11 protein-coding genes are annotated in these 12,347 nt (G+C 39.6%); 10 read left to right on the plus strand and 1 reads right to left on the minus strand.

Annotation, left to right across the window (positions count from 1 at the left end):
- The 6 genes from nikB (at position 1) to CE058_RS07455 (ending at position 5,912) form a co-directional block, all read left to right on the plus strand.
- Entirely contained in the window at positions 1 to 945 is a 945-nt protein-coding gene (gene nikB, locus CE058_RS07430; protein WP_163141697.1) for a nickel ABC transporter permease subunit NikB, read from the plus strand.
- On the plus strand, positions 942 to 1,772 hold the full coding sequence (nikC, locus tag CE058_RS07435; protein WP_163141700.1) for a nickel ABC transporter permease subunit NikC: 831 nt from the start codon (positions 942 to 944) through the stop codon (positions 1,770 to 1,772). The genes nikB and nikC overlap by 4 nt, the downstream gene beginning before the upstream one ends.
- A gap of 20 nt (positions 1,773 to 1,792) precedes the next feature.
- Entirely contained in the window at positions 1,793 to 2,623 is an 831-nt protein-coding gene (locus CE058_RS07440; protein ID WP_163141703.1) for an ABC transporter ATP-binding protein, read from the plus strand.
- A 32-nt stretch (positions 2,624 to 2,655) separates the two neighbouring features.
- Positions 2,656 to 3,483: a nickel import ATP-binding protein NikE gene (gene nikE / locus CE058_RS07445; RefSeq protein WP_163141706.1), complete on the plus strand. Its 828-nt coding sequence runs from the start codon at positions 2,656 to 2,658 to the stop codon at positions 3,481 to 3,483.
- 162 nt (positions 3,484 to 3,645) lie between these two features.
- Entirely contained in the window at positions 3,646 to 5,022 is a 1,377-nt protein-coding gene (locus CE058_RS07450) for an MATE family efflux transporter (RefSeq protein WP_204260528.1), read from the plus strand.
- Between the two features lie 542 nt (positions 5,023 to 5,564).
- The gene (locus CE058_RS07455) at positions 5,565 to 5,912 is read left to right on the plus strand and encodes a VOC family protein (RefSeq protein ID WP_163141709.1); all 348 of its coding nucleotides are present in this window, start codon (positions 5,565 to 5,567) and stop codon (positions 5,910 to 5,912) included.
- Between the two features lie 156 nt (positions 5,913 to 6,068).
- On the opposite strand, the gene CE058_RS07460 is transcribed toward CE058_RS07455, so the two are convergent.
- A complete protein-coding gene (locus CE058_RS07460; RefSeq protein ID WP_163141712.1) occupies positions 6,069 to 7,253 on the minus strand; it encodes a DUF4317 domain-containing protein in 1,185 nt (394 codons plus the stop codon).
- Positions 7,254 to 7,729: 476 nt separating this feature from the next.
- Here CE058_RS07460 and CE058_RS07465 point away from each other — a divergent pair, with 476 nt between their 5' ends.
- From CE058_RS07465 to CE058_RS07480, 4 genes are all read left to right on the plus strand, one after another.
- On the plus strand, positions 7,730 to 7,930 hold the full coding sequence (locus tag CE058_RS07465) for a hypothetical protein (RefSeq protein ID WP_076262170.1): 201 nt from the start codon (positions 7,730 to 7,732) through the stop codon (positions 7,928 to 7,930).
- Between the two features lie 281 nt (positions 7,931 to 8,211).
- The gene (locus CE058_RS07470; RefSeq protein ID WP_163141715.1) at positions 8,212 to 9,333 is read left to right on the plus strand and encodes an ABC transporter ATP-binding protein; all 1,122 of its coding nucleotides are present in this window, start codon (positions 8,212 to 8,214) and stop codon (positions 9,331 to 9,333) included.
- A gap of 99 nt (positions 9,334 to 9,432) precedes the next feature.
- Entirely contained in the window at positions 9,433 to 10,932 is a 1,500-nt protein-coding gene (locus tag CE058_RS07475; protein WP_163141718.1) for a glycine betaine ABC transporter substrate-binding protein, read from the plus strand.
- A gap of 184 nt (positions 10,933 to 11,116) precedes the next feature.
- Positions 11,117 to 12,307, plus strand: a complete 1,191-nt coding sequence (locus CE058_RS07480; protein ID WP_048010877.1) for a M14 family zinc carboxypeptidase — start codon at positions 11,117 to 11,119, stop codon at positions 12,305 to 12,307.
- Positions 12,308 to 12,347 lie beyond the last annotated feature (40 nt).

Consider the following 12,347-nt stretch of genomic DNA (forward strand, 5'->3'; position numbering starts at 1 on the left):
ATGGGTACTTATGTCTTAAAACGAATAATCACCATCATTCCAATCTTTCTTATTGCTACTCTAGTAACATTTGGAATGATTAACCTATCACCAGTAGATCCAGCTGAGGCATACTTCACTGCTGCACATGTCCAACCAACAGATGAGATGTTGGAGCAAAAAAGACATGAGTTTGGCTTGGATCAACCTCTCCTTATCCAATATGTGAATGCCCTTATTAAGATATGCCAATTTGATTTTGGCATATCTTATATTACGAATAAACCTGTATGGGATGAGATTTCCTCTCGACTGCCGGCAACCATACAGTTAACTGTAGGCAGTCTTTTGATTGCAATTGTGGTAAGTGTTCCTATCGGTTTTTTAGCAGGTATAAAGAAGAACAGCGGAATTGACCATTTTAGTCGATTCCTCTCTTTTATAGGGGCATCCATCCCATCATTTTGGCTTGGATATTTATTCATTTTTTTCTTTTCTGTAAAACTGGACCTATTCCCGGTAGAAGGGACGGGAACTTGGAAGCATTTAATTTTGCCTTCCGTCACGTTGGCTTTCCCTTTAATCGCTTTATATACCCGACTGTTACGTGCAAGTGTTATTGAAAATTTACAAGAGTCTTATGTGCTTTTTGCCCGGACGAGAGGGATTCATGAAAAAATCATCATGGGAAAGCATGTATTAAGAATTGCCATTTCTCCGATGATTACCGGGCTTGGAATGAATTTAGGAAACTTATTGACTGGAGCTATCATTGTAGAGGCAGTCTTTTCATGGCCAGGGTTTGGTCGGTATTTTATTGATGCTGTTTTTAACCGTGATGTTCCTGTTATTCAAGGCTATGTGCTGTTAGCAGCCGGAATATTCCTTATAAGCAACTTAATTGTCGACCTTATCCAAATGTATATTGACCCGCGTATTTCTAGAAAAGGAAGGCAGTACCAATGATAGCGATGTTTCGTGATATTTTAAAAAGTCAAAAAGTAATTGTCGTTTGTTCTCTCCTGCTATGCGTATTATTTTTAATCACAATCTTTGCTCCGTGGCTTGCACCTAATGATCCTATCGCTGTCAATTTGGCTTATAAACTAAAGCAACCTTCTTTAGATTACCCATTAGGAACAGATCATTTAGGTAGATGTACGTTTTCACGGATCCTATATGGGGCACGAATTTCGCTAGGGTATGCTATGCTAATTTTTATTTCAGCATTAAGTATCGGTTTGATAGTTGGTATTATTGCTGGGTATAAAGGCGGTTGGATTGATCAATTGTTAATGAGATTTGGTGATGGTCTGATGGCGATCCCAAGCCTTTTGTTTGTTCTTGGTTTTGTTGGTATTTGGGGAGCTGGACTTAAACAAGTTGTTTTAGGATTAATTCTCGTCCAATGGGTTTATTACGCAAGGGTAATTCGAGGAATGGTTCTAAGCCTGAAAGAAAAGAACTATATTATAGCAGCTAAAATCAGTGGTTCTTCCCAATGGACCATCATGAAGAAACATATTATTCCTAATGTTCTTCCATCACTAGCGGTAATGGGAACATTAGAAATGGGTTGGGCGATTATGAATTTATCATCCATGTCCTTCTTAGGCTTAGGTGTTCAACCCCCTACACCAGAGTGGGGGGCGATGATTCATGAAGGGAAGTCATATATCAGAACGAATCCAGGATTAATGATTTATCCTGGTTTAATGATCATGCTTGTCGTTGTTTCCTTTAATTTATTAGGTGAATCATTATCAGAACGCTTTGGGGTTAAACGCCGTTAATAAAAAGGGGCTGTTGAATAATGAAAACAAATGAGCGGGATATTTTAAATGTAAGAGACTTACATGTACAAGTAAGGACCCTGGAAGGTATGTCCACACTTGTTCAGGATATTAATTTTGGAATGAAAAAGGGGCAGATTCTAGGTCTTGTTGGGGAAAGTGGCAGTGGTAAGACTGTTACTAGCATGTCAATTTTACAGCTGCATGACAGGAAAAACATTGATATGAAAGGAAGCATTACACTTCGGGGCAGGGAAATGAATGGTTTAGAAAACAAGGAAATGAGGAAAATTCGAGGGAAGGATATTGCATTTATTATGCAAAATCCGATGAATGCTTTTACTCCCGTTTTTACTATTGGCCATCAATTTATGGAAACGATTCGAGCCCACACTTCCCTGAATAAAAAGCAAGCGAAGGAGCTCGCCATAGATATAATGAAATGTGTAAATTTGCCAGAACCGGAGAAATTATTAAAACATTACCCTCACCAGTTTAGTGGAGGTATGCTTCAACGAGTGATGATTGCCATGGCGGCATGCCTACAACCCTCCATTATTATTGCCGATGAGCCAACTACAGCACTTGATCTCCATAGCCAATTATTAGTACTTCGTCTATTAGATAAGATTCGTACTGAATATGGGACATCGATTTTACTCATCTCCCATGATCTTGGGGTCATTTCGGAAATGGCAGATGATGTAATCGTGATGCAGCAGGGGAGAATAGTAGAATCTGCAAATGTATTAGACTTATTTGATCATCCACAACATGAATACACAAAGAAGCTGTTAAGGACAAGACCGACCTTGTATTCAGAAAAACAACCCTATACCTATATAATGTGATAGACTAATTGATTTTCCAAGGGGTGAACCCATTGAGCTTATTACAGGTAAACCAAGTAAGTTTTAGCTTTAATTCTAAAAAGCTTTTTAAAGGAAAAGATCAAACAAATAAAGTTCTTAATGATATTTCCTTTGTTATTGAAGAAGGAACATGTTTAGGCTTAATTGGTACAAGTGGAGCAGGAAAAAGTACATTAGGAAAAGTAATTCTCGGGATTCAACGTCCACAGCAAGGTCAGGTATTGTTTCAAGGATATGATATTTATAATGCAAATAAAGCAACCCAACAAAAAATACGTCGCGATCTACAAGTTGTATTTCAGGACTCATATTCAGCTGTTAATCCCCGGATGACAGCTGAGCGTATTATCAGCGAGCCATTAGAGAATTATGAAAAACTAACCATAGCAGAACAAAGAAAAAGGGTTATTGAGCTATTAGAAAGAGTAGGATTATGCGAAAAAGATTTAAAAAAATTTCCGCATCAATTTAGTGGTGGACAATTACAAAGGATTAACATAGCTAGAGCGATAGCTCTTAAACCGAAGCTAATCATCCTTGATGAATCGGTTAGCAGTTTAGACATGGTTACACAAAGTTTAATATTAGAACTGTTAAACGAATTAAAGGAAGACTTCGGCTTATCTTATCTTTTTATCACACATGATATTAAAGCAGCCTTTTCAATTTCTGATCAAATAGGTGTCCTCGAAAAAGGAGAATTGGTTGAGCTTTACGATTCAAAAGACCAATTTTTTTCTTCGAAACACCCAATAGTTAAGCGATTAAGAGAATCCATCCTTGCTGAACACCCGCGGTTTCGATCGATTCCAACTCATGTGAAAAAGGTAAAGCGTTAAATAATGATTATATATGGTTAAATTAGATTAAAAAATATGATGTAGTGTCACAACATATTACAATGGTGTGGCTCTTTTTGTTATTAAAAGGAATAGTATATGGGTTTACAAATGGTTTTAATACTTTAAATTCACAATGAAATGGATAAAAGGTGAAATATTATGAAACTAGCAACAAAACCTATAAAAATACAAACCGATGTTACTATTTCAAATAGGGAGTATTTAACTCTAGCTATCCCGCTCATTATATCGGGAATTTCAACACCTATATTAGGTGCAGTTGATACGGCGGTAGTTGGCCGAATGCCTGATCCATCTTTTATTGGCGGAGTTGCCGTTGGTGCTCTAATCTTTAATACGATGTACTGGTTGCTAGGCTTTCTCCGTGTGAGTACATCGGGATTTACATCGCAGGCACAAGGATCAAACAACGAAAAAGAAATAACCTTAACTTTTTTACGACCTATGGTCATTGCTGTCTTGTTTGGTATATTTTTTATTCTTATGCAATCTCCCATTTTACAGACTGCGTTATATTTAATTGGTGCAAGTGAAGCGGTCACCAGTCATGCCGCAACGTATTTTTCAATTCGAATTTGGGGTGCACCGTTTTCATTACTAAGCTATGTCATTATTGGTTGGCTAGTAGGACTTGGAAAGGTTCGATTGTCTCTGGCCACTCAAATTTTTATGAATGTGTTAAATATATTACTTGATCTTATTTTTGTACTCGGTTTTGGATGGGGGGTAGCTGGAGTTGCTAGTGCCACATTAATTGCTGAAATCAGTGCCGTAATATTTGGGTTATGGATGATCTTTCGAGCTAAACAAATCGATCTTTCAAAAATAAAAATAAACATGATTGTAGAATCTGCTCCTCTTATGAAAATGTTAAAAGTAAATCGTGATTTGTTTTTACGAACAGTCTGTCTCTTAACGATGACTGGAATTTTTACATCTAATGGGGCAAGTATGGGGGAGGTAACACTTGCTGCTAATGCTGTTTTATTGCAAATTCATTACCTTGTGGCCTACTTTTTTGGAGGATTTGCAAATGCATCTAGTATTCTGATAGGTAGAGCAATTGGTGGCAAGAATGAAAATTTATATAAGCGAGCTTTTACGCTATCTGCGCAATGGGGAATATTGTCTGCGATTGTTCTTTCGATTTGCATCTTCGTATTCGGTGAACATATTGTTTCATTATTTACGACGATATCTATTGTTAAAGAGAAGGCAAATTCACTTTTAATATGGATGATCATTTTTCCTCTAGTTGGATTTTGGTACGCACAATTAGAGGGCATTTTTTCAGGTGCGACGGAACCAAAGTTTATTCGAAACTCAATCATGTTTGCGTTACTTGTATATTTTATAGCTAACTGGTTTTTCATACCACTCTACCAAAATACTGGTTTATGGCTAGCATTTATTTTATTTATGTTGTCACGTTCTTTGTTTTTATGGATGTATGTTCCTAAGCTTATAAAAAATATGGAGATGTTTGAAAAAGGGTTGAAGCAGAAAGGTGAATAACGGTGTGATTCTTAGGGGGTTGTCATCATTAATTTTCGCGACATCCAACTTCCACACGTACATAAGTTGAACGAGAGAGCGTTAATAATTAGATTAAATTCATCAGGTTTTAATTTTATTGCTATATGACTTTCCTCTATCTTCGCTTTTCTAATGAGAGGATAACATTTTGCTAACGCAATCCAATGAAAAACGGTAAATTCCCGTTAAAGAAATTACAGTAAGAATTTAGAAATCCCTTTAAATACAACACATTTAGCACATCATGTTAAAGATATTACATCCTCTCACCTTACGGGCGGCATGATGTAATCATCGCCCAAACCCCTTGATATCTAAGGGGGAAGAGGAATGCTAATATTACTCACCTGAAATTTGAGGTTTCTCATGAGTTGTGCAAACTTGTGGAAGCCTCTTTTTTATTTCTTTTATTAATGATGTCTCGCCAAAATACCTCTTTTCAAGTTGAGAAGGAACTAAACATTACATCTCGAATATCTAATGTAATTGAAAAATAAAATGAAAGACAGGTGCTGGTTACAATGATAAAAGGTATCGGCGGGGTATTTTGGAGGACCAAAGATCTTGATGTTGTGAAAAAATGGTACAGTGAAGTGCTGAAGATTGAAATAGATAATTGGAATGGGACTGTGATTACCCCCCAATTAGGAAATGAGACGATCTTTTCTTTCTTTGCCGAGAATGACAATTATTTTCCTGCAGAACAACAAGTGATGTTAAATTTTCAAGTACATAATTTAGATGAGATGATCACGCATCTTGAACAAATTGGTGTACCTCTTGTTAAGGAAAAAGAGGTTAGTGAGTTTGGGAAGTTTATTTGGATTGAAGACCCTGAAGGCCGACTGGTCGAGCTTGGGGAGAAATAGCGAATTTGAAAACAAGAGACATAGGGACAGGCGCCTTGTCCCAATGATCCCTTAAACTGCTAATACGCCAAAAAAGGATTTCCTATCTGGAAATTCCTTTTTTAAATAGTATGGGAAGCGGAACTTCTATTTCTTTCGAAAGGTAGCGCCGCTGCTTTAATCTTTATCCTGACCCCCGCCAAAAGCTTCCGGAATCATCGTAAAGCCTTCAATCACGGTATCCTCTTCCACCTCGATCATCAGGTAACGCTTGCCGTCAAAATTAATTTGTCTTACATATCTAAGATCCTGCGGACAAATGGATATGTTGGCTGCTTTTGTGCTGATTTTGATTGATTTTGAATTGTATTTAGGCAGGACGCTGCTTGCCTTTATTTCATATTTGTCATCATCAATGATTTTTTGATAAGCGGATTGGACCTTTTCAGAATCAATATCTTCGATGCCGCTCACCTTTAAAACATGTTCTACGTCTTTGGAATCCAGCTTCGGCGGTTCATCCTCTTCGTTTTCCACGATCATCCGGTTTATCTCTTCATATACGTTGGAAAGTGTTGATGTGCTAAGCTGATCTCCTGTTACGTCTTTAATAATTTCTTCAAAAACAATTTTATCATCCTGCGCCGTCATTGTTTCTTCCCCGTTTAAAACGTCCTCAATGAACTGGTGGTCGGGCTCATGGACCTTGCCTGCAGAATACAGGACATGATTGACATCAGCCGCGTGATCGGTGAAGCAAGGAAATAGAAACCCTGAAATGGGAGACTTGAGGTTGATAATTGGATCAACGGTAAAATGATATTTAAATTCCCGTTCGACATAGTCAAAAAGCAGTTCTTTCTTCGGTTCCTGCGTGTTATTGATGCTGCAGAGAATAAAGGGATGAGAATAAACGGCATCCCGTTCACTTTCCTCGGCCTCTGGATTGCGGCGTTTCATTGGCTTAAGATACTCCCCGCGAATGAACGTAACGACAATATCCTTTTCATATTGCCGGATTCCCAGCATTTTGCCGACAATCTGAAGCATTTGTTCCGTCCAGCCTTCAGCATCATTGGTCAGCAGCCCTTGATGAAGGATGAGCTGACTGCTGTTTTCCGCCTCCCTACGAAACTTTAATTCAAAGAGCTTTTCATCCAATTGGCCGCCCAGCATCTTTTTGAAGTTGTCCATAAACAGCTCTTGCTGATCCTGATCCAGCATTTCAAAAGGCTGGCTTTCATAATGATATATCTCGCTTGATTCCTTCATAATGTAGACATTAAATATATCTGAGATCTTTAGTAAGTCATTATTTAATTTAAATTGTTTCCGAATCTGTGCAATGTCTTTTTTGTTCACGGTTAAAATCCACTCCTAAACTGCCCAATATGCATATCTACTAGAATAACAAAATACATCAGCTCTATAAATTATTATTTATTTTCGATTTTTTTATAAGGGGTTTGGAAGAGGGGAGAATTCCTGGTATTCTTCCAGCATTGAGGGGATAAAAAGAGGCTCCCCAAAGCTGATAAAACTTGTGTGAACCCTCTTTTAAGAATTGTATGGATTGCCGCGTTGTTTCTTCTTTTTGGAGCAATATAGATTTATAGGCTTTTGTAACCTGAATGAATATTTTATCGATTTAATTGAGGATTAGGCTTAATTGGTATAAAAAAATAATTGACCTTGATTGGCTATGCCTTTCAAGGTTTTTTCGTTTTATATGTCCCCAACATTCCCCCGCCAAATGTAATGAATTTGCCCAAGCCAAACCCATTTCCACGCATATACAATAATGTAGGCATATACAGAGGAAATGGAGGTATGTATGAATGTACCCTTATAGAGGCCCCTATCAGCCGCAGGATCAGCGATTTTTTGGATTCTTTGGTCTTCCTTTTTTAGGCGGGTTAGCAGGAGGTTTATTGGGCACTGCCTTATTTTACCCGCGTCCATATTATGGGTATCCGCCACCGCCGCCTTATTATTACCCGCGGCCTTGCTGTGGACCAGGATTTGGATATCCTTATTAATAGCTAATCAGGGGAAGCTCTTTAAGAAATGCTTCCCTTTTTTTGATGCCTGAAAGCACCGGATTCATTTTGCAGAGATAAAGGCTTATTCAAGATGAAGAACCCTTTTGGTTTGAAGTAAGAAGATTAAGGTTAAATATGAATATTATGGAATTATAGTGGGATAACTAATTTATCGAATTTTGCATGCTTAAGCGGTTTATGTTACCCTGAAAAACGTATCTGCGGATAGGTTGCTCCATAATTTTACAATTATTCGATGTATAGGAGGTGCTGAAAAGTTGATTGAGTTTAAAGAAGTAAATAAAGTCTTTCAGGATGGGTTTCATGCTCTCAAGGATATTACCTTTAAGGTCGAGGAAGGTGAACTGCTGGTTCTTATTGGACCCAGCGGATCTGGAAAAACCACAACCATGAGGATGATCAACCGTCTGATTGAGCCGACAAAAGGGACAATTACAATTGAAGGAAAAGATATTTCAAAAGAAGATCCAGTCAAGCTTCGCCGGACGATAGGCTATGTGATCCAGCAAATAGGGCTGCTTCCGCATATGACGATTAAAGAAAATGTTTCGCTTGTTCCGAGGCTGATGAAATGGAAGAAGGAAAGATACATAGATAAAGTGGACGAACTGATGCATATGGTAGGACTGGATCCGGAGGTGTTTGGCGAACGTTACCCTTCAGAACTGAGCGGCGGGCAGCAGCAGAGAATCGGTGTTATCCGTGCGCTGGCAGCTGAGCCGAAAATTATTTTAATGGATGAACCATTCAGTGCACTGGATCCGATCAGCCGGGAGCAGCTGCAGGATGAGTTAGTCCGCCTTCAGCGGGATATCCAGAAAACCATTGTATTCGTCACCCATGACATGGATGAGGCGCTTAAAATCGCTGACCGCATCTGTATTATGAAAGATGGGGAGGTGGTCCAGCTGGATACGCCGGAAAACATCATCCGCAGGCCGGCTAATGAATTTGTCCGAAGCTTTATTGGAGAAGACCGGCTTCAGGAAAGTGACAGCATTTCATTCCCTAAACTAACCAAATTAATGGTTCCGGCTGTAACAGCGGGTGAAAACCGCAGGCTGGCCGAATCCCTAAAGATGATTCGAAGCAAACGGGTTAACAGTCTTGTGGTTGTGGATAATCAAAATGTTTTTCAGGGAATTGCCACCGTCTGGGACGTCCAAAAAAATTACAAAAATGAAGAGTTAATGCTTAAAGATATTATGGATTCAAGCGTCGTGACACTTCAGCAAAATGATCCGGCGGAAAAAGCCTTCCAGCTTGTGAACGAATCTGTTTACGGCTTTGTTCCGGTTTTGGATGAACACAAAAACCTTTTGGGCATTGTGACCCGATCGAGTCTTGTAGAATATATGGTCGACGAGATCGTCGACTAATCAGGATAGGGGGTGTAGACGATTCTTAACTTAATCAGCAGCACGGCTGACGTTTTTGTAAACCGCTGGCCTACAATATGGAACTTAATTTTAGAGCATATGTATCTTTCGCTTATTTCGATTGCCATTGCGATTTTAATATCTGTTCCTTTGGGCATTTATTTAACCAGGCATCGGAAAATTGCCGATTCAATTATTGGGATTGCAGGAGTTTTTCAGACGATTCCAAGTCTCGCACTTCTTGTATTTCTCGTGCCATTCATCGGAACGGGACAAGTCCCTGCCATTATTGCTTTAACCGTTTATGGCTTATTGCCCATTCTCCGGAATACATATTTAGGCATTACTGGTGTTGAAAAGTCTGCCATCAACGCCGGGGTTGGAATGGGAATGACGAATCGGCAGGTCCTTTGGATGGTGGAGCTTCCATTATCTCTGAGTGTTATTATGGGCGGGATTCGTACGGCGACTGTATTAATTATCGGTGTCGCGACAATTGCAGGCCTCATTGGGGCTGGCGGTCTGGGGGATCTAATCTTCCGAGGACTGCAGACTTATAATACGGGCCTAATTCTGGCAGGTGCAATTCCATCTGCTCTATTAGCGATTATTTTTGACTATTTGCTAAAGCTGCTGGAGACAGATGTGACTCCGCAGGGGCTTAAACAAGGGCAGAAGACCAACCCAGCTTTGAGCCGCTGGAGAAAATGGGTTGTGACCGCATTAATATTAATCCTTCCTCTTTCCGCATTTGCTGCCCAGCTCGGCGAAACAGCCGGCGGCAAGGATACGATCACCATTACCGGGAAAAACTTCACAGAGCAGGAGATCATGGTTTATATCATGGGGCATCTGATTGAAGAGCATACAGATTTAAATGTGAAATATGAGTCCTTCCTGGGAGGTACCTCACCTGCATTTGAAGGCGTTAATAACGGAAATTATGATTTATATATGGAATATACGGGAACAGCCTTGCTGAGTATTTTAAAAGAAGAAATGATCAGCGATCCTGACAAGGTGTATGACCTTGTAAAAGAGCGCTTTAAGGATGATTATGATTTGGTCTGGCTTGAACCATTTGGGTTTAATAACACGTATACACTGACCATTCGAAAAGAAGATGCTGAAAGCTGGGGGGTAAAAACCATCTCAGATTTAGGCAGGAAATCATCGGAGCTGTCTCTAGGCTCAGAGCCGGAATTTCTGGAGCGTCCAGATGGATATCCCGGCCTTGTGGATACTTATGGGTTCGAATTTGGAGAAACGAAGGCCATGGACTCCGGCATTATGTACAGTGCCATCAAGAATGGAGAAGTAGATGTCATTGACGCCTTTTCAACTGATGGCCGCATACCGGCATTCAATCTGCAGGTCCTTGAGGATGATAAAAAATTCTTCCCTCCGTATTATGCAACACCTGTTATAAGGGCTGATACGCTGAAAGAACATCCTGAAATTGAAAAGGCATTGAGCATGCTTGCAGGTAAAATTGATAATGAAAAAATGCAGGAGCTTAATGCAAGAGTGGATATAGATAAAGAGCAATATGAAGATGTGGCAGTTGATTTTCTGAAAGAAGAAGGATTAATTGACTGATGCAAAAAGGACTGCGTTTTTTCGCAGTCCTTTTTAATATGAAGAAAGTCTTATCAAATAAGGAAAATGTAGGATATTTATTATTCAGAATATTAATTCTTTTAGCAGATTTACATCCTCCTGCTGAAAAGGCATGATAGAAATAATTCGGATACCGAATTAAAAAATCAGGGGAGGCTTAAAAATGAAGAAAAAATCATTATGGAAAGTACTAAGTTCAGCAGCGCTGGCGGCATCGATTCTAGTACCTCAAGTTAGCTTTGCTGAAGGAGCAAAGCCTGTGACAGAGGAAAATATATCAATTAGTGGCTTTGTAGATTATGAAGAAATGAAGAAAAAGCTGAGCCAGCTTGAAAAGTCATCGAATGGCCTGGTTCAGGTTGAGTCTGCGGGAAAAACAAATCAGGGGAGAGATATCTTTACAGCACGAGTGGGCCATGGGGATAAAGTAGTCCTGGTACAGAGTGAAATTCATGGCAATGAGAAGACTGGTACTGTCGCGTTGTTAAATATTCTTCAGCAATTAGGTTCAAGTCAATCAGAAGCTGCGAAAAGAATTAGGGAAGAACTGACGATTGTAGCGATCCCGATGATGAATGCCGATGGTTCCGAATTGGACAGGCGTGGTAATGTGATGACCTGGGAAGAAGTTCAGGAGAAGTTCCCTCAATTACATAGTGCACTGCCAACCTGGAATTATTACACACGCACCCTGCAGGGGGATGACTATGCAGCAGCTCCAGGATTTGATGTAAACCGTGACTTTAACCCCGACTTGAACTATGTTCCGAAAGCCGAAGACTTTCCGGGCAATTCGAGCACTCCAGGCTGGTATATCACACCTGAATCCCAGACAGTCCGGGATGTATATAAAGGTCTGCAAGAGGAGTTTGGAAATGTAGAAGTCTTTTTAGATCTTCATCACCAAAATTTCTATAAGATCGAAGGAACTGATGAAGACGTTACAATGTCCATCTCAGCAGATTTTATTCCAGATCCAAATTCTCCAGAGGGATCAAAATATAATCAATATGCGGAGAATTACCGATTTGATTTCTCCCGGCAGTTAAATGTAGCACTTTATGATGCACTTCAGGAAAAAGGCAATTCAGTGTTCACCAATATTTCTTTATATGACCAGGATTTAGACTTGCCTGGGACTGCATTGGGTTCCTTTGCCTTGAACGGAAGCGGGGTAGTCCTGTTTGAGGTAAAGGGGCAGACACAGAACTATGGCCAAAAGATGAAAGGTCAGCTGGTTAAGACTGTGGAAACTGGGGTTATGGGAATCATTGATGGTGTTGCAGATGGCAGTGTTTATGATTTGAATCCTGAAGAATATAATGAAATTCCTAATAGGGTGTCAATTCGTTAATAGTGCAGCTGAGGCTGGTTCCATTTGGAATCAGCCTCAT

The organism is Bacillus sp. 22-7 (genome assembly GCF_010628845.1).
Classification (GTDB): Bacteria; Bacillota; Bacilli; order Bacillales; family Cytobacillaceae; genus Cytobacillus; species Cytobacillus firmus_B.

Bases quoted from the DNA above. Each gene is read 5' to 3' on its own strand.
- nikB (WP_163141697.1), top strand. From the start codon at position 1: ATGGGTACTTATGTCTTAAAACGAATAATCACCATCATTCCAATCTTT.
- nikC (WP_163141700.1), top strand. From the start codon at position 942: ATGATAGCGATGTTTCGTGATATTTTAAAAAGTCAAAAAGTAATTGTC.
- CE058_RS07440 (WP_163141703.1), top strand. From the start codon at position 1,793: ATGAAAACAAATGAGCGGGATATTTTAAATGTAAGAGACTTACATGTA.
- CE058_RS07450 (WP_204260528.1), top strand. From the start codon at position 3,646: ATGAAACTAGCAACAAAACCTATAAAAATACAAACCGATGTTACTATT.
- CE058_RS07455 (WP_163141709.1), top strand. From the start codon at position 5,565: ATGATAAAAGGTATCGGCGGGGTATTTTGGAGGACCAAAGATCTTGAT.
- CE058_RS07465 (WP_076262170.1), top strand. From the start codon at position 7,730: ATGTACCCTTATAGAGGCCCCTATCAGCCGCAGGATCAGCGATTTTTT.
- CE058_RS07475 (WP_163141718.1), top strand. From the start codon at position 9,433: ATGTATCTTTCGCTTATTTCGATTGCCATTGCGATTTTAATATCTGTT.
- CE058_RS07480 (WP_048010877.1), top strand. From the start codon at position 11,117: ATGAAGAAAAAATCATTATGGAAAGTACTAAGTTCAGCAGCGCTGGCG.